Origin of the sequence: Streptococcus mitis, assembly GCF_009496155.1 — a bacterium.
In the GTDB taxonomy this organism is placed as follows: domain Bacteria; phylum Bacillota; class Bacilli; order Lactobacillales; family Streptococcaceae; genus Streptococcus; species Streptococcus mitis_BQ.
Genome location: NZ_WIJP01000002.1, coordinates 81566 through 96786, shown reverse-complemented (window position 1 = coordinate 96786; position 15221 = coordinate 81566). Strand labels below are relative to the sequence as shown.

The 15221-nt window shown below is 41.4% G+C and carries 26 protein-coding genes; all 26 read left to right on the top strand.

Translation table 11 applies throughout. The features are described from left to right. Positions 1-65: 65 nt before the first annotated feature. The 26 genes from nrdD to secY all read left to right on the top strand — a co-directional run bounded on the left by nrdD (position 66) and on the right by secY (position 15129). Entirely contained in the window at positions 66-2273 is a 2208-nt protein-coding gene (nrdD, locus tag GEZ84_RS01605; RefSeq protein ID WP_050114614.1) for an anaerobic ribonucleoside-triphosphate reductase, read from the top strand. Between the two features lie 11 nt (positions 2274-2284). Beyond that, on the top strand, positions 2285-2425 hold the full coding sequence (locus tag GEZ84_RS01600) for a hypothetical protein (RefSeq protein WP_000521618.1): 141 nt from the start codon (positions 2285-2287) through the stop codon (positions 2423-2425). A gap of 43 nt (positions 2426-2468) precedes the next feature. Beyond that, positions 2469-2975 (top strand): GNAT family N-acetyltransferase, encoded by a 507-nt coding sequence (locus GEZ84_RS01595; protein WP_153223074.1) that lies wholly within the window; start codon positions 2469-2471, stop codon positions 2973-2975. Next, on the top strand, positions 2968-3558 hold the full coding sequence (gene nrdG / locus GEZ84_RS01590; RefSeq protein WP_153223072.1) for an anaerobic ribonucleoside-triphosphate reductase activating protein: 591 nt from the start codon (positions 2968-2970) through the stop codon (positions 3556-3558). The genes GEZ84_RS01595 and nrdG overlap by 8 nt, the downstream gene beginning before the upstream one ends. Positions 3559-3810: 252 nt before the next feature. Beyond that, complete coding sequence (gene rpsJ, locus GEZ84_RS01585; protein ID WP_001284513.1) at positions 3811-4119, top strand: 30S ribosomal protein S10; 309 nt, start codon at positions 3811-3813, stop codon at positions 4117-4119. Between the two features lie 217 nt (positions 4120-4336). After that, positions 4337-4963, top strand: a complete 627-nt coding sequence (gene rplC / locus GEZ84_RS01580; RefSeq protein WP_000160197.1) for a 50S ribosomal protein L3 — start codon at positions 4337-4339, stop codon at positions 4961-4963. Between the two features lie 24 nt (positions 4964-4987). Then, positions 4988-5611 carry a 50S ribosomal protein L4 gene (gene rplD, locus GEZ84_RS01575; protein WP_000024537.1) on the top strand — a complete coding sequence of 208 codons (624 nt, stop codon included), beginning with the start codon at positions 4988-4990 and terminating at the stop codon, positions 5609-5611. Then, positions 5611-5907, top strand: coding sequence for a 50S ribosomal protein L23 (locus GEZ84_RS01570; RefSeq protein ID WP_001055347.1), 297 nt, complete (start codon positions 5611-5613; stop codon positions 5905-5907). Before rplD ends, GEZ84_RS01570 begins: the two co-directional genes overlap by 1 nt. A gap of 17 nt (positions 5908-5924) precedes the next feature. Continuing rightward, on the top strand, positions 5925-6758 hold the full coding sequence (gene rplB / locus GEZ84_RS01565; RefSeq protein WP_000512911.1) for a 50S ribosomal protein L2: 834 nt from the start codon (positions 5925-5927) through the stop codon (positions 6756-6758). A 103-nt stretch (positions 6759-6861) separates the two neighbouring features. Further along, positions 6862-7143 carry a 30S ribosomal protein S19 gene (gene rpsS, locus GEZ84_RS01560; RefSeq protein ID WP_000533766.1) on the top strand — a complete coding sequence of 94 codons (282 nt, stop codon included), beginning with the start codon at positions 6862-6864 and terminating at the stop codon, positions 7141-7143. Positions 7144-7154: 11 nt separating this feature from the next. Further along, positions 7155-7499 (top strand): 50S ribosomal protein L22, encoded by a 345-nt coding sequence (rplV, locus tag GEZ84_RS01555; RefSeq protein WP_000818137.1) that lies wholly within the window; start codon positions 7155-7157, stop codon positions 7497-7499. Positions 7500-7511: 12 nt separating this feature from the next. Beyond that, positions 7512-8165 (top strand): 30S ribosomal protein S3, encoded by a 654-nt coding sequence (rpsC, locus tag GEZ84_RS01550; RefSeq protein ID WP_000529936.1) that lies wholly within the window; start codon positions 7512-7514, stop codon positions 8163-8165. Between the two features lie 3 nt (positions 8166-8168). Further along, entirely contained in the window at positions 8169-8582 is a 414-nt protein-coding gene (gene rplP, locus GEZ84_RS01545; RefSeq protein ID WP_000960946.1) for a 50S ribosomal protein L16, read from the top strand. A gap of 9 nt (positions 8583-8591) precedes the next feature. Next, positions 8592-8798: a 50S ribosomal protein L29 gene (gene rpmC / locus GEZ84_RS01540; RefSeq protein ID WP_000772918.1), complete on the top strand. Its 207-nt coding sequence runs from the start codon at positions 8592-8594 to the stop codon at positions 8796-8798. Between the two features lie 24 nt (positions 8799-8822). After that, on the top strand, positions 8823-9083 hold the full coding sequence (rpsQ, locus tag GEZ84_RS01535; RefSeq protein WP_000440801.1) for a 30S ribosomal protein S17: 261 nt from the start codon (positions 8823-8825) through the stop codon (positions 9081-9083). A 25-nt stretch (positions 9084-9108) separates the two neighbouring features. Next, positions 9109-9477 carry a 50S ribosomal protein L14 gene (gene rplN, locus GEZ84_RS01530; RefSeq protein WP_000616545.1) on the top strand — a complete coding sequence of 123 codons (369 nt, stop codon included), beginning with the start codon at positions 9109-9111 and terminating at the stop codon, positions 9475-9477. A 77-nt stretch (positions 9478-9554) separates the two neighbouring features. Next, positions 9555-9860 (top strand): 50S ribosomal protein L24, encoded by a 306-nt coding sequence (gene rplX / locus GEZ84_RS01525; RefSeq protein WP_000497691.1) that lies wholly within the window; start codon positions 9555-9557, stop codon positions 9858-9860. A gap of 23 nt (positions 9861-9883) precedes the next feature. Beyond that, complete coding sequence (rplE, locus tag GEZ84_RS01520; RefSeq protein WP_000013542.1) at positions 9884-10426, top strand: 50S ribosomal protein L5; 543 nt, start codon at positions 9884-9886, stop codon at positions 10424-10426. A 17-nt stretch (positions 10427-10443) separates the two neighbouring features. Further along, on the top strand, positions 10444-10629 hold the full coding sequence (locus GEZ84_RS01515; RefSeq protein ID WP_001085697.1) for a type Z 30S ribosomal protein S14: 186 nt from the start codon (positions 10444-10446) through the stop codon (positions 10627-10629). A gap of 284 nt (positions 10630-10913) precedes the next feature. Beyond that, complete coding sequence (gene rpsH / locus GEZ84_RS01510; protein ID WP_000245504.1) at positions 10914-11312, top strand: 30S ribosomal protein S8; 399 nt, start codon at positions 10914-10916, stop codon at positions 11310-11312. Positions 11313-11536: 224 nt separating this feature from the next. Next, positions 11537-12073 (top strand): 50S ribosomal protein L6, encoded by a 537-nt coding sequence (gene rplF, locus GEZ84_RS01505; RefSeq protein WP_000086637.1) that lies wholly within the window; start codon positions 11537-11539, stop codon positions 12071-12073. An 83-nt stretch (positions 12074-12156) separates the two neighbouring features. Then, on the top strand, positions 12157-12513 hold the full coding sequence (rplR, locus tag GEZ84_RS01500; RefSeq protein WP_000624044.1) for a 50S ribosomal protein L18: 357 nt from the start codon (positions 12157-12159) through the stop codon (positions 12511-12513). Between the two features lie 17 nt (positions 12514-12530). Beyond that, a complete protein-coding gene (rpsE, locus tag GEZ84_RS01495) occupies positions 12531-13025 on the top strand; it encodes a 30S ribosomal protein S5 (RefSeq protein WP_000874202.1) in 495 nt (164 codons plus the stop codon). A gap of 13 nt (positions 13026-13038) precedes the next feature. Then, positions 13039-13221: a 50S ribosomal protein L30 gene (gene rpmD / locus GEZ84_RS01490; protein WP_000057241.1), complete on the top strand. Its 183-nt coding sequence runs from the start codon at positions 13039-13041 to the stop codon at positions 13219-13221. Positions 13222-13365: 144 nt separating this feature from the next. Continuing rightward, on the top strand, positions 13366-13806 hold the full coding sequence (gene rplO / locus GEZ84_RS01485; protein WP_000766077.1) for a 50S ribosomal protein L15: 441 nt from the start codon (positions 13366-13368) through the stop codon (positions 13804-13806). A gap of 12 nt (positions 13807-13818) precedes the next feature. Beyond that, positions 13819-15129, top strand: coding sequence for a preprotein translocase subunit SecY (secY, locus tag GEZ84_RS01480; protein WP_153223070.1), 1311 nt, complete (start codon positions 13819-13821; stop codon positions 15127-15129). Positions 15130-15221 lie beyond the last annotated feature (92 nt).

Sequence of the window (15221 nt, the reverse complement as noted above, 5' to 3'; positions counted from 1 at the left end):
TTGATTTTTCTTTTTAGAGTGGTATAATACTTTTTAGAAAGAACATTTTAGAAAAGAGCATGCATATGATTGCACTAGAAGAAAAAATTACAATTTTGCCAACTCTCTTCGTCGAGAAACGAGATGGGAGACGTGTTGTGTTTGATGTGGACAAGATTGACAAGGCTCTCCACAAGGCGGCAGACAAGGTTATGGATGTGACACCCTTGGTTGAAAAACGCCTAAATGCTCTGACTGAGCGAATTGTCACAGAAATTCATAGTCGCTTTCCAAAGGGAGTTAAGATTTACGAAATTCAAAATATCGTAGAACATGAACTCCTTGAAGCCAAAGAATATGCGCTAGCTGAGGAATATATCACTTATCGGACACAGAGGGATTTTGAGCGCTCAAAAGCGACAGATATCAACTTTAGCATCCATAAACTTCTCAACAAAGACCAGGCAGTTATCAATGAAAATGCGAACAAAGACAGTGATGTTTTTAACACCCAGCGCGATTTGACAGCAGGGATTGTTGGAAAGTCAATCGGACTGCAAATGCTTCCTAAGCACGTAGCCAATGCCCACCAAAAGGGGGATATCCACTATCATGATTTGGACTACAGCCCCTATACACCTATGACCAACTGCTGTTTGATTGATTTTAAGGGTATGTTGGAAAATGGTTTTAAGATTGGAAATGCAGAGGTAGAGAGTCCTAAGTCTATCCAGACTGCGACTGCTCAGATTTCGCAAATCATCGCCAACGTTGCTTCTAGCCAGTATGGCGGCTGTTCAGCTGATCGTATCGATGAAGTCTTGGCACCTTATGCAGAGAAGAATTACCAAAAACACCTCAAGGATGCGGAAGAATGGGTTTTGCCTGAAAAACGGGAAGATTACGCTTGGAAGAAAGCACAAAAAGACATCTATGATGCCATGCAATCTCTCGAGTATGAAATCAACACTCTCTTCACTTCAAACGGACAAACACCTTTTACTTCGCTAGGTTTTGGTCTAGGAACCAATCGTTTTGAACGAGAAATTCAAAAGGCAATTTTAAACATTCGTATCAAGGGTCTTGGTTCAGAACACCGTACGGCTATCTTTCCTAAACTTATTTTTACTCTGAAAAGAGACCTTAATTTAGAGGAAGGAACTCCCAACTACGACATCAAGCAGTTGGCTCTCGAGTGTGCAACCAAGCGAATGTACCCAGATGTTTTATCTTACGATAAGATTGTTGACTTGACAGGCTCCTTCAAGGTGCCCATGGGTTGTCGTTCGTTCCTTCAAGGATGGAAGGATGAAAATGGTGTTGAGGTCAATTCAGGCCGTATGAATCTGGGTGTTGTGACGGTTAACTTACCTCGTATCGCCCTTGAATCTGAAGGAGATATGAACAAGTTCTGGGAAATCTTCAACGAGCGTATGAATATCGCAGAAGATGCTTTGGTTTACCGTGTCGAACGGACCAAGGAAGCTACACCAGCCAATGCTCCTATCCTCTATCAGTACGGTGCTTTTGGCCATCGTCTAGGTAAAGAAGAAAGTGTTGACCAGCTCTTTAAGAATCGTCGTGCGACAGTTTCGCTGGGCTATATCGGCTTGTATGAAGTAGCGACTGTTTTCTTTGGTAATAGCTGGGAAAGTAATCCAGATGCTAAGGAATTCACGCTAGACATCATTCGCGATATGAAACGTCGTGTAGAAGAGTGGTCTGACCAATATGGCTACCATTTCTCTATCTACTCAACACCATCTGAAAGTTTGACAGACCGTTTCTGCCGACTGGATACAGAGAAGTTTGGTTCTATTCCTGATATTACAGATAAGGAATACTACACCAATTCTTTCCACTACGATGTTCGTAAAAATCCAACACCGTTTGAAAAACTGGATTTTGAAAAAATCTATCCAGAAGCAGGTGCGTCAGGTGGTTTCATCCATTACTGTGAGTATCCAGTCCTCCAGCAAAATCCAAAGGCCTTGGAAGCTGTGTGGGATTATGCTTATGATCGTGTGGGTTATTTGGGGACCAATACTCCAATTGACCGTTGCTACAAGTGTGACTTTGAAGGGGATTTTGAACCAACTGAAAGAGGATTTGCTTGTCCTAACTGTGGCAATAGCGACCCTAAAACAGTAGACGTTGTTAAACGGACTTGTGGCTATTTAGGCAATCCTCAAGCCAGACCTATGGTCAACGGTCGTCACAAGGAAATCGCAGCGCGTGTCAAACATATGAATGGCTCAACGATTAAAATAGCTGGGCATCAAGTAACAAATTAGAAAGAAATGAAATGGGAAAATATCAATTAGACGATAAGGGGCGTGCACAAGTGACCCGTTATCACGAGAAACACTCTAAAGGTGGAGCTGGTAAAAAAGAACGCTTGCTCAACCTCAGAGAACAATTTTTAAACAAGAACAAGAAAAAATAAAAGTGAGAGTCAGCTCTCGCTTTTCTCTTAGTGGGAGGTAAGGATGGAATTACGCAGACCAAGATTAGCAGATAAAGAAACAGTTTTAGAGATGATGGCAGAGTTTGAAAAATATCAGTCGCCTCACGACGGTGGTTTCTGGGATACAGAAAATTTTTCTTATGAGGAATGGTTGGAAAGTAATCAGAATCAGGAAATGGGGATTAATCTGCCTGAAGGATGGGTTCCTGCAATTCAGTTAGTGGCTTTTTCTGAGAAAGGTCAAGCAGTTGGATTTCTTAATCTCCGGTTGCGCCTCAGTAACTTTCTACTAGAAGAAGGTGGCCACATTGGCTACTCCATTCGTCCATCAGAAAGAGGCAAAGGTTATGCTAAAGTGACGCTTCGTCAGGGCTTGCAAGTTGCTAAGGAAAAGAACATCAAGAAGGCTCTTGTGACCTGTAGCGTGAATAATCCTGCTAGCAGAGCAGTCATTCTAGCAAATGGAGGTCTCATTGAGGATGTTCGTGATGGAGTCGAGCGTTATTGGATAGAGGTGGAGAATGAATAATCCCAAACCACAAGAATGGAAAAGTGAGGAGCTCAGTCAAGGCCGTATCATTGACTACAAGGCCTTTAACTTTGTAGATGGAGAAGGCGTGCGTAACTCTCTCTATGTAGCAGGCTGTATGTTTCACTGCGAGGGGTGTTATAATGTAGCGACTTGGTCCTTCAATGCTGGCATTCCCTATACAGCAGAGTTAGAAGAACAAATCATGGCAGATCTTGCTCAGCCCTATGTTCAAGGCTTGACTTTGTTGGGAGGGGAGCCCTTTCTCAATACAGGCATTCTTTTGCCACTTGTTAAACGCATTCGGAAGGAATTGCCAGACAAGGACATCTGGTCATGGACAGGTTACACTTGGGAAGAAATGATACTGGAAACTCCAGATAAACTGGAACTCTTATCACTGATTGACATTCTTGTCGATGGAAGATATGACCGAACTAAGAGAAATCTCATGCTCCAGTTTCGAGGTTCGTCCAACCAACGAATTATCGATGTGCAAAAATCCCTCAAAAGTGGGCAAGTAGTGATTTGGGACAAGCTCAATGACGGAAAAGAAAGCTATGAACAGGTGAAGAGAGACTAACTTTCTTCTATGAAAACAGTTAAATAAATGACCTATCAAAAAAGAAAACAGTTTCATCGTAAAAAACGAAAAAATAGCAACAAATCCCTTGCAATCGCAGGGGATTTGTGTTATTCTATTATGGTGCTGTAAATTACAGCCTTAGCTTTGATGCAAGAGGTTGCGATACGCTCGGTTGCATTGCCACGCAACCCGCGTCGGTTTTCTTGTGGAGCTAGCCTATTATCTTAAATAGACGAAAAGGAGAAAAAGATGGCAAACAAAAAAATCCGTATCCGTTTGAAAGCTTACGAACACCGTACGCTTGACACAGCGGCTGCAAAAATCGTAGAATCAGCTACTCGTACAGGTGCACAAGTTGCGGGTCCAATCCCACTTCCAACTGAACGTAGCCTCTACACAATCATTCGTGCGACCCACAAATACAAAGACTCTCGCGAACAATTTGAAATGCGTACACACAAACGTTTGATCGATATCGTTAACCCAACTCAAAAAACAGTTGATGCTTTGATGAAATTGGATCTTCCAAGTGGTGTAAACGTAGAAATCAAACTTTAATCTAAAATATAAAAGAGCAGAGGCTAGTGTTTCAATCTAATTGAACACGGGCTAAACTCGGTGTGAAAAAAGATAAACTTCCTAGTGTCTGCTAGACACTGCATCAGTTTCCTATTTTCACTTTGAGTTTGACGCCCTTTGTATCTTAGACTTGAGCATAAAAAACGCTCGTTAAAAACTTTTTGAATAAAAAATATAGAAAAGGAACTATTTTCTCATGACAAAAGGAATCTTAGGGAAAAAAGTGGGAATGACTCAAATCTTCACTGAAGCTGGCGAATTGATCCCTGTAACAGTTATTGAAGCAACTCCAAACGTTGTTCTTCAAGTTAAAACTGTTGAAACAGACGGATACAACGCTATCCAAGTTGGTTTCGATGACAAACGCGAAGTATTGAGCAACAAACCTGCTAAAGGACATGTAGCGAAAGCTAACACGGCTCCTAAGCGCTTCATTCGTGAATTCAAAAACGTTGAAGGCTTGGAAGTTGGTGCTGAAATTACAGTTGAAACATTCGCAGCTGGGGACGTTGTTGACGTAACTGGTACTTCTAAAGGTAAAGGTTTCCAAGGTGTTATCAAGCGCCACGGACAATCACGTGGACCAATGGCTCACGGTTCTCGTTACCACCGTCGCCCAGGTTCTATGGGACCTGTTGCACCTAACCGTGTATTCAAAGGTAAAAACCTTGCAGGGCGTATGGGTGGCGACCGCGTAACAATTCAAAATCTTGAAGTTGTACAAGTTGTTCCAGAAAAGAACGTTATCCTTATCAAAGGTAACGTACCAGGTGCTAAGAAATCTCTTATCACTATCAAATCAGCAGTTAAAGCTGGTAAATAATAAAGAAAGGGGAAATCAGTCACAATGGCAAACGTAACATTATTTGACCAAACTGGTAAAGAAGCTGGCCAAGTTGTTCTTAACGATGCAGTATTTGGTATTGAACCAAATGAATCAGTTGTGTTTGATGTGATCATCAGCCAACGCGCAAGCCTTCGTCAAGGAACACACGCTGTTAAAAACCGCTCTGCAGTATCAGGTGGTGGACGCAAACCATGGCGTCAAAAAGGAACTGGACGTGCTCGTCAAGGTTCTATCCGCTCACCACAATGGCGTGGTGGTGGTGTTGTCTTCGGACCAACTCCACGTTCATACGGCTACAAACTTCCACAAAAAGTTCGTCGCCTAGCTCTTAAATCAGTTTACTCTGAAAAAGTTGCTGAAAACAAATTCGTAGCTGTAGACGCTCTTTCATTTACAGCTCCAAAAACTGCTGAATTTGCAAAAGTTCTTGCAGCATTGAGCATCGATTCTAAAGTTCTTGTTATCCTTGAAGAAGGAAATGAATTCGCAGCTCTTTCAGCTCGTAACCTTCCAAACGTGAAAGTTGCAACTGCTACAACTGCAAGTGTTCTTGACATCGCAAATAGCGACAAACTTCTTGTCACACAAGCAGCTATCTCTAAAATCGAGGAGGTTCTTGCATAATGAATTTGTATGATGTTATCAAAAAACCTGTCATCACTGAAAGCTCAATGGCTCAACTTGAAGCAGGGAAATATGTATTTGAAGTTGACACTCGTGCACACAAACTTTTGATCAAGCAAGCTGTTGAAGCTGCTTTCGAAGGTGTTAAAGTTGCCAATGTTAACACAATCAACGTAAAACCAAAAGCTAAACGTGTTGGACGTTACACTGGTTTTACTAACAAAACTAAAAAAGCTATCATCACACTTACAGCTGATTCTAAAGCAATCGAGTTGTTTGCTGCTGAAGCTGAATAATCTAAGGAGGAAATATCGTGGGAATTCGTGTTTATAAACCAACAACAAACGGTCGCCGTAATATGACTTCTTTGGATTTCGCTGAAATCACAACAAGCACTCCTGAAAAATCATTGCTTGTTGCATTGAAGAGCAAGGCTGGTCGTAACAACAACGGTCGTATCACAGTTCGTCACCAAGGTGGTGGACACAAACGTTTCTACCGTTTGGTTGACTTCAAACGTAACAAAGACAACGTTGAAGCAGTTGTTAAAACAATCGAGTACGATCCAAACCGTTCTGCAAACATCGCTCTTGTACACTACACTGACGGTGTGAAAGCATACATCATCGCTCCAAAAGGTCTTGAAGTAGGTCAACGTATCGTTTCAGGTCCAGAAGCAGATATCAAAGTCGGAAACGCTCTTCCACTTGCTAACATCCCAGTTGGTACTTTGATCCACAACATCGAGTTGAAACCAGGTCGTGGTGGTGAATTGGTACGTGCTGCTGGAGCATCTGCTCAAGTATTGGGTTCTGAAGGTAAATACGTTCTTGTTCGTCTTCAATCAGGTGAAGTTCGTATGATTCTTGGAACTTGCCGTGCTACAGTTGGTGTTGTCGGAAACGAACAACATGGACTTGTAAATCTTGGTAAAGCAGGACGTAGCCGTTGGAAAGGTATCCGCCCAACAGTTCGTGGTTCTGTAATGAACCCTAACGATCACCCACACGGTGGTGGTGAAGGTAAAGCACCAGTTGGTCGTAAAGCACCATCTACTCCATGGGGCAAACCTGCTCTTGGTCTTAAAACTCGTAACAAGAAAGCGAAATCTGACAAACTTATCGTTCGTCGTCGCAACGAGAAATAATATTAAACTAGTCGCTTAAGCAACTAGTAAATCCGCCAGCTCGGTAGCGCTCCATGTGAGCGCAAGCCGCTGTGGTACAACATTTAAAGGAGAAAATATAAAAATGGGACGCAGTCTTAAAAAAGGACCTTTCGTCGATGAGCATTTGATGAAAAAAGTTGAAGCTCAAGCTAACGACGAAAAGAAAAAAGTTATTAAAACTTGGTCACGTCGTTCAACGATCTTCCCAAGTTTCATTGGTTACACTATCGCAGTTTATGACGGGCGTAAACACGTACCTGTTTACATCCAAGAAGACATGGTAGGTCACAAACTTGGTGAATTTGCACCAACTCGTACTTACAAAGGTCACGCTGCAGACGACAAGAAAACACGTAGAAAATAAGGAGAACATAAATGGCAGAAATTACTTCAGCTAAAGCAATGGCTCGTACAGTACGTGTTTCACCTCGTAAATCACGTCTTGTTCTTGATAACATCCGTGGTAAAAGCGTAGCCGATGCAATCGCAATTTTGACATTCACTCCAAACAAAGCTGCTGAAATCATCTTGAAAGTTTTGAACTCAGCTGTAGCTAACGCTGAAAACAACTTTGGTTTGGATAAAGCTAACTTGGTAGTATCTGAAGCATTCGCAAACGAAGGACCAACTATGAAACGTTTCCGTCCACGTGCGAAAGGTTCAGCTTCACCAATCAACAAACGTACAGCTCACATCACTGTAGCTGTTGCAGAAAAATAAGGAGGTAAAATCGTGGGTCAAAAAGTACATCCAATTGGTATGCGTGTCGGCATCATCCGTGATTGGGATGCCAAATGGTATGCTGAAAAAGAATACGCGGATTACCTTCATGAAGATCTTGCAATCCGTAAATTCGTTCAAAAAGAACTTGCTGACGCAGCAGTTTCAACTATCGAAATCGAACGCGCAGTAAACAAAGTTAACGTTTCACTTCACACTGCTAAACCAGGTATGGTTATCGGTAAAGGTGGTGCTAATGTTGATGCACTCCGTGCAAAACTTAACAAATTGACTGGAAAACAAGTACACATCAACATCATCGAAATCAAACAACCTGATTTGGATGCTCACCTTGTAGGTGAAGGAATTGCTCGTCAATTGGAGCAACGTGTTGCTTTCCGTCGTGCACAAAAACAAGCAATCCAACGTGCAATGCGTGCTGGAGCTAAAGGAATCAAAACTCAAGTATCAGGTCGTTTGAACGGTGCAGATATCGCCCGTGCTGAAGGATACTCTGAAGGAACTGTTCCACTTCACACACTTCGTGCAGATATCGATTACGCTTGGGAAGAAGCAGATACTACATACGGTAAACTTGGTGTTAAAGTATGGATCTACCGTGGTGAAGTTCTTCCAGCTCGCAAAAACACTAAAGGAGGTAAATAACCAATGTTAGTACCTAAACGTGTTAAACACCGTCGTGAATTCCGTGGAAAAATGCGCGGTGAAGCAAAAGGTGGAAAAGAAGTAGCATTCGGTGAATATGGTCTTCAAGCTACAACTAGCCACTGGATCACTAACCGCCAAATCGAAGCTGCTCGTATCGCCATGACTCGTTACATGAAACGTGGTGGTAAAGTTTGGATTAAAATCTTCCCACACAAATCATACACTGCTAAAGCTATCGGTGTGCGTATGGGATCTGGTAAAGGGGCACCTGAAGGTTGGGTAGCACCAGTTAAACGTGGTAAAGTGATGTTCGAAATCGCTGGTGTATCTGAAGAGATCGCTCGCGAAGCGCTTCGTCTTGCTAGCCACAAATTGCCAGTTAAATGTAAATTCGTAAAACGTGAAGCAGAATAAGGAGAAGGCATGAAACTTAATGAAGTAAAAGAATTTGTTAAAGAACTTCGTGGTCTTTCTCAAGAAGAACTCGCGAAGCGCGAAAACGAATTGAAAAAAGAATTGTTTGAACTTCGTTTCCAAGCTGCTACTGGTCAATTGGAACAAACAGCTCGCTTGAAAGAAGTTAAAAAACAAATCGCTCGTATCAAAACAGTTCAATCTGAAGCGAAATAATAGACTAGGGAAGGAGAAATTTCAATGGAACGCAATAATCGTAAAGTTCTTGTTGGACGTGTTGTATCTGACAAAATGGACAAGACAATCACAGTTGTAGTTGAAACAAAACGTAACCACCCAGTCTATGGTAAACGTATTAACTACTCTAAAAAATACAAAGCTCATGATGAAAACAATGTTGCCAAAGAAGGCGATATCGTACGTATCATGGAAACTCGCCCGCTTTCAGCTACAAAACGTTTCCGTCTTGTAGAAGTTGTTGAAGAAGCGGTCATCATCTAATCAAACCTGAAAGGAGAAAACTGAAATGATTCAAACAGAAACTCGTTTGAAAGTCGCAGACAACAGCGGTGCTCGCGAAATCTTGACTATCAAAGTTCTTGGTGGTTCAGGACGTAAATTTGCAAACATCGGTGATGTTATCGTGGCATCTGTAAAACAAGCTACTCCTGGTGGTGCGGTTAAAAAAGGTGACGTTGTTAAAGCAGTTATCGTTCGTACTAAATCAGGTGCTCGTCGTGCTGATGGTTCATACATCAAATTTGACGAAAACGCAGCAGTTATCATCCGTGAAGACAAAACTCCTCGCGGAACACGTATCTTTGGCCCAGTTGCACGTGAATTGCGTGAAGGTGGCTTCATGAAGATCGTGTCACTTGCTCCAGAAGTACTTTAATTTTTAGAAACAAACTAGTCCCCTAGCTTCAAGCTAGGGTGCCCTTATGGGCGTAAGAAAAATCAAGGAGAAACCTAATGTTTGTAAAAAAAGGCGACAAAGTTCGCGTAATCGCTGGTAAAGATAAGGGAACAGAAGCTGTTGTCCTTACTGCCCTTCCAAAAGTAAACAAAGTTATCGTTGAAGGTGTTAACATCGTTAAGAAACACCAACGTCCAACTAACGAGCTTCCTCAAGGTGGTATCATCGAGAAAGAAGCAGCTATCCACGTATCAAACGTTCAAGTTTTGGACAAAAATGGTGTAGCTGGTCGTGTTGGTTACAAATTTGTAGACGGTAAAAAAGTTCGCTACAACAAAAAATCAGGCGAAGTGCTTGATTAATCACGAAGGAAAGGAGAAGTATAATGGCAAATCGTTTAAAAGAAAAATATCTTAATGAAGTAGTTCCTGCTTTGACAGAACAATTCAACTACTCATCAGTGATGGCTGTGCCTAAAGTAGATAAGATCGTTTTGAACATGGGTGTTGGTGAAGCTGTATCAAACGCTAAAAGCCTTGAAAAAGCTGCTGAAGAATTGGCACTTATCTCAGGTCAAAAACCACTTATCACTAAAGCTAAAAAATCAATCGCCGGCTTCCGTCTTCGTGAAGGTGTTGCGATCGGTGCAAAAGTTACCCTTCGTGGTGAACGTATGTACGAATTCTTGGATAAATTGGTTTCAGTTTCACTTCCACGTGTACGTGACTTCCACGGTGTTCCAACAAAATCATTTGACGGACGCGGAAACTACACACTTGGTGTGAAAGAACAATTGATCTTCCCAGAAATCAACTTCGATGACGTTGACAAAACTCGTGGTCTTGACATTGTTATCGTAACAACTGCTAACACTGACGAAGAGTCACGTGCATTGCTTACAGGCCTTGGAATGCCTTTTGCAAAATAATATAGGAGGTAAATCTAATGGCTAAAAAATCAATGATTGCTAAGAACAAACGTCCAGCGAAGTTCTCTACTCAAGCTTATACTCGTTGTGAAAAATGTGGTCGTCCACATTCAGTTTACCGCAAATTTAAACTTTGCCGTGTTTGCTTCCGTGAATTAGCTTACAAAGGACAAATCCCTGGTGTAACAAAAGCATCTTGGTAATTTAAGTTATCAAGGGCGTCAAAACTCCAAGTGAAAATAGGAAACTTGACGAAGAAACTGAAGTTTCTAGGAAAGTTTATCTTTTTCACACAGAGTTTAGCCCGGGTTCAGTTGGGCTTGCCAATTTGAACACGAGCTACAGCTTTGGCAAAAAAGACCAATTTTCTTTGGAGCATCGCTCCTGCATCAAATTGCCTATTTTTGCTCGTGCTGTTACGCTCTTTGTATCATGTATTAACTAGCAAGTGCAACTTGCAAACTACTAGTAAGAGGAGAAAAACAAAATGGTTATGACTGACCCAATCGCAGACTTCCTAACTCGTATTCGTAACGCTAACCAAGCAAAACACGAAGTACTTGAAGTACCTGCATCAAACATCAAAAAAGGGATTGCTGAAATCCTTAAACGCGAAGGTTTTGTAAAAAACGTTGAAATCATCGAAGATGACAAACAAGGCATCATCCGTGTATTCCTTAAATACGGACCAAACGGTGAAAAAGTTATCACTAACTTGAAACGTGTTTCTAAACCAGGACTTCGTGTCTACAAAAAACGTGAAGACCTTCCAAAAGTTCTTAACGGACTTGGAATTGCTATCCTTTCAACTTCTGAAGGTTTGCTTACTGATAAAGAAGCACGCCAAAAGAATGTTGGTGGTGAGGTTATCGCTTACGTTTGGTAATTGATGATGTGAGAGCGTTAAAAGAATGCAGTGAAAATAGGAAGTTTGTAGCAGGAGCGATGCTCCAAGACAAACTTATCTTTTTCACCAAATTCTTAGCTCGAACTCAAATCAAGATACAAAGCTCGTTAGAGCGTGTTCAGTTCAGCTCTTGAACTAAATAAGTATCTTACCCCGTGAAAACTGGCCGTTCTGGCCTGACAATTTAACAGGAGAAAATAAACATGTCACGTATTGGTAATAAAGTTATCGTGTTGCCTGCTGGTGTTGAACTCACTAACAATGACAACGTTGTAACTGTAAAAGGACCTAAAGGAGAACTTACTCGTGAGTTCTCAAAAGATATTGAAATCCGTGTGGAAGGTGCTGAAGTAACTCTTCACCGTCCAAACGATTCAAAAGAAATGAAAACTATCCACGGAACTACTCGTGCCCTTTTGAACAACATGGTTGTTGGTGTATCAGAAGGATTCAAGAAAGAACTTGAAATGCGTGGGGTTGGTTACCGTGCACAACTTCAAGGATCTAAACTTGTTTTGGCTGTTGGTAAATCTCATCCAGACGAAGTTGAAGCTCCAGAAGGAATTACTTTTGAACTTCCAAACCCAACAACAATCGTTGTTAGCGGAATTTCAAAAGAAGTAGTTGGTCAAACAGCTGCTTACGTACGTAGCCTTCGTTCACCAGAACCATATAAAGGTAAAGGTATCCGTTACGTTGGTGAATTCGTTCGCCGTAAAGAAGGTAAAACAGGTAAATAATGTTGAGTGGTTGAGTCTCAACCACCAACCTATTTTCCAACTTTGTGCATAGCACACGATTTAAAACTAAAGAGGTGAAAACTGTGATTTCAAAACCAGATAAAAACAAACTCCGCCAAAAACGCCACCGTCGCGTTCGCGGAAAACTCTCTGGAACTGCTGATCGCCCACGTTTGAACGTATTCCGTTCTAATACAGGCATCTACGCTCAAGTGATTGATGACGTAGCGGGTGTAACGCTCGCAAGTGCTTCAACTCTTGACAAAGAAGTTTCAAAAGGAACTAAAACTGAACAAGCCGTTGCTGTCGGTAAACTCGTTGCAGAACGTGCAAACGCTAAAGGTATTTCAGAAGTGGTGTTCGACCGCGGTGGATATCTATATCACGGACGTGTGAAAGCTTTGGCTGATGCAGCTCGTGAAAACGGATTGAAATTCTAATAGGAGGACACTAGAAAATGGCATTTAAAGACAATGCAGTTGAATTAGAAGAACGCGTAGTTGCTGTCAACCGTGTTACAAAAGTTGTTAAAGGTGGACGTCGTCTTCGTTTCGCAGCTCTTGTTGTTGTTGGTGACCACAACGGTCGCGTAGGATTTGGTACTGGTAAAGCTCAAGAAGTTCCAGAAGCAATCCGTAAAGCAGTAGACGATGCTAAGAAAAACTTGATCGAAGTTCCTATGGTTGGAACAACAATCCCACACGAAGTACTTTCAGAATTCGGTGGAGCTAAAGTATTGTTGAAACCTGCTGTAGAAGGTTCTGGAGTTGCCGCTGGTGGTGCAGTTCGTGCCGTTGTGGAATTGGCAGGTGTGGCAGATATTACATCTAAATCACTTGGTTCTAACACTCCAATCAACATTGTTCGTGCAACTGTTGAAGGTTTGAAACAATTGAAACGCGCTGAAGAAGTTGCAGCACTTCGTGGTATTTCAGTTTCTGATTTAGCATAAGAAAGGGGATAAAATGGCTCAAATTAAAATTACTTTGACTAAGTCTCCAATCGGACGCATTCCATCACAACGTAAAACTGTTGTAGCACTTGGACTTGGCAAATTGAACAGCTCTGTTATTAAAGAAGATAACGCTGCTATCCGTGGTATGATCACTGCAGTATCTCACTTGGTAACAGTTGAAGAAGTAAACTAATGAATTTTTAGGGGATGTGGAGTATACCATCCCCTAAAACTAGATATAGTCATCTATGATGACGTTGTATAGGCGAGTTGATGGGGGAGACAACCTTTTCTCCCTTATCGGCGCTAGCATTTTACAAAAGAGGAGAAAATAAAAATGAAACTTCATGAATTGAAACCTGCAGAAGGTTCTCGTAAACTACGTAACCGCGTTGGTCGTGGTACTTCATCAGGTAACGGTAAAACATCTGGTCGTGGTCAAAAAGGTCAAAAAGCTCGTAGCGGTGGCGGAGTTCGCCTTGGTTTTGAAGGTGGACAAACTCCATTGTTCCGTCGTCTTCCAAAACGTGGATTCACTAACATCAACGCTAAAGAATACGCAATTGTGAACCTTGACCAATTGAACGTCTTTGAAGATGGTGCTGAAGTAACTCCAGTTGTTCTTATCGAAGCAGGAATTGTTAAAGCTGAAAAATCAGGTATTAAAATTCTTGGTAACGGTGAGTTGACTAAGAAATTGACTGTGAAAGCAGCTAAATTCTCTAAATCAGCTGAAGAAGCTATCACTGCTAAAGGTGGTTCAGTAGAAGTCATCTAAGAGAGGTGACCTATGTTTTTTAAATTATTAAGAGAAGCTCTTAAAGTCAAGCAGGTTCGATCAAAAATTTTATTTACAATTTTTGTCGTTTTGGTCTTTCGTATCGGAACTAGCATTACAGTTCCTGGTGTGAATGCTAATAGCTTGAATGCTTTAAGTGGATTATCCTTCTTAAACATGTTGAGCTTGGTGTCAGGGAATGCCATGAAAAACTTCTCAGTTTTTGCTCTTGGTGTTAGCCCCTACATTACGGCCTCTATCGTTGTCCAACTCTTGCAAATGGATATTTTACCCAAGTTTGTAGAGTGGGGTAAACAAGGGGAAGTAGGTCGAAGAAAATTGAATCAAGCTACTCGTTATATTGCTCTTGTTTTAGCCTTTGTGCAATCTATCGGGATTACAGCTGGTTTTAATACTTTGGCTGGAGCTCAATTGTTGAAAACAGCTCTTACACCACAAGTCTTTATCATGATTGGTATCATCTTAACAGCTGGTAGCATGATTGTTACTTGGTTGGGAGAGCAAATTACAGATAAGGGATACGGAAATGGTGTTTCTATGATTATCTTCGCCGGGATTGTTGCCTCAATTCCAGAGATGATTCAGGGCATCTATGTGGACTACTTTGTGAACGTCCCAAGTAGCCGTATTAACTCATCTATCATTTTCGTAATCATTTTGATTATTACTGTATTGTTGATCATTTACTTTACAACTTATGTTCAACAAGCAGAATACAAAATTCCAATCCAATATACTAAGGTTGCACAAGGTGCTCCATCTAGCTCTTACCTTCCATTGAAGGTAAACCCTGCTGGAGTTATCCCTGTTATCTTTGCAAGTTCGATTACTGCGGCGCCAGCAGCTATTCTACAGTTTTTAAGCGCTACAGGTCATGATTGGGCTTGGGTAAGAACAGCACAAGAAATGCTGGCAACAACTTCACCAACTGGTATTGCCATGTATGCTTTGTTGATTATTCTCTTTACATTCTTCTATACGTTTGTACAGATTAATCCTGAAAAAGCGGCAGAAAACCTACAAAAGAGCGGTGCCTATATCCACGGAGTTCGTCCTGGTAAAGGTACAGAAGAATATATGTCTAAACTTCTTCGTCGTCTTGCAACGGTTGGTTCTCTCTTCCTTGGTGTGATTTCTATTTTACCGATCGTAGCAAAAGATGTTTTCGGACTTTCAGAAGCAGTTGCTTTTGGAGGAACCAGTCTTTTGATCATTATCTCTACAGGTATTGAAGGAATCAAACAATTGGAAGGATACTTATTGAAACGTAAGTATGTTGGTTTCATGGATAGAACAGAATAAAAGTATTTACATAATCAGTAAATGCTGAGGGAGTGGAGGTTTAAACTCTGACATTTGTGAGAGTTTGGTCTCCCCTCTTCTATTTTGTTTTT

What these genes read in the sequence shown, in the direction of transcription:
- rpsS (WP_000533766.1), top strand. Translation starts at nt 6,862, where the DNA reads ATGGGACGCAGTCTTAAAAAAGGACCTTTCGTCGATGAGCATTTGATG.
- GEZ84_RS01595 (WP_153223074.1), top strand. Translation starts at nt 2,469, where the DNA reads ATGGAATTACGCAGACCAAGATTAGCAGATAAAGAAACAGTTTTAGAG.
- GEZ84_RS01600 (WP_000521618.1), top strand. Translation starts at nt 2,285, where the DNA reads ATGGGAAAATATCAATTAGACGATAAGGGGCGTGCACAAGTGACCCGT.
- rplO (WP_000766077.1), top strand. Translation starts at nt 13,366, where the DNA reads ATGAAACTTCATGAATTGAAACCTGCAGAAGGTTCTCGTAAACTACGT.
- rpmC (WP_000772918.1), top strand. Translation starts at nt 8,592, where the DNA reads ATGAAACTTAATGAAGTAAAAGAATTTGTTAAAGAACTTCGTGGTCTT.
- rplF (WP_000086637.1), top strand. Translation starts at nt 11,537, where the DNA reads ATGTCACGTATTGGTAATAAAGTTATCGTGTTGCCTGCTGGTGTTGAA.
- rpsE (WP_000874202.1), top strand. Translation starts at nt 12,531, where the DNA reads ATGGCATTTAAAGACAATGCAGTTGAATTAGAAGAACGCGTAGTTGCT.
- GEZ84_RS01515 (WP_001085697.1), top strand. Translation starts at nt 10,444, where the DNA reads ATGGCTAAAAAATCAATGATTGCTAAGAACAAACGTCCAGCGAAGTTC.
- rplN (WP_000616545.1), top strand. Translation starts at nt 9,109, where the DNA reads ATGATTCAAACAGAAACTCGTTTGAAAGTCGCAGACAACAGCGGTGCT.
- secY (WP_153223070.1), top strand. Translation starts at nt 13,819, where the DNA reads ATGTTTTTTAAATTATTAAGAGAAGCTCTTAAAGTCAAGCAGGTTCGA.
- nrdD (WP_050114614.1), top strand. Translation starts at nt 66, where the DNA reads ATGATTGCACTAGAAGAAAAAATTACAATTTTGCCAACTCTCTTCGTC.
- rpmD (WP_000057241.1), top strand. Translation starts at nt 13,039, where the DNA reads ATGGCTCAAATTAAAATTACTTTGACTAAGTCTCCAATCGGACGCATT.
- rplE (WP_000013542.1), top strand. Translation starts at nt 9,884, where the DNA reads ATGGCAAATCGTTTAAAAGAAAAATATCTTAATGAAGTAGTTCCTGCT.
- rpsH (WP_000245504.1), top strand. Translation starts at nt 10,914, where the DNA reads ATGGTTATGACTGACCCAATCGCAGACTTCCTAACTCGTATTCGTAAC.
- nrdG (WP_153223072.1), top strand. Translation starts at nt 2,968, where the DNA reads ATGAATAATCCCAAACCACAAGAATGGAAAAGTGAGGAGCTCAGTCAA.
- rplP (WP_000960946.1), top strand. Translation starts at nt 8,169, where the DNA reads ATGTTAGTACCTAAACGTGTTAAACACCGTCGTGAATTCCGTGGAAAA.
- rplD (WP_000024537.1), top strand. Translation starts at nt 4,988, where the DNA reads ATGGCAAACGTAACATTATTTGACCAAACTGGTAAAGAAGCTGGCCAA.
- rplV (WP_000818137.1), top strand. Translation starts at nt 7,155, where the DNA reads ATGGCAGAAATTACTTCAGCTAAAGCAATGGCTCGTACAGTACGTGTT.
- GEZ84_RS01570 (WP_001055347.1), top strand. Translation starts at nt 5,611, where the DNA reads ATGAATTTGTATGATGTTATCAAAAAACCTGTCATCACTGAAAGCTCA.
- rpsJ (WP_001284513.1), top strand. Translation starts at nt 3,811, where the DNA reads ATGGCAAACAAAAAAATCCGTATCCGTTTGAAAGCTTACGAACACCGT.
- rplX (WP_000497691.1), top strand. Translation starts at nt 9,555, where the DNA reads ATGTTTGTAAAAAAAGGCGACAAAGTTCGCGTAATCGCTGGTAAAGAT.
- rplC (WP_000160197.1), top strand. Translation starts at nt 4,337, where the DNA reads ATGACAAAAGGAATCTTAGGGAAAAAAGTGGGAATGACTCAAATCTTC.
- rpsQ (WP_000440801.1), top strand. Translation starts at nt 8,823, where the DNA reads ATGGAACGCAATAATCGTAAAGTTCTTGTTGGACGTGTTGTATCTGAC.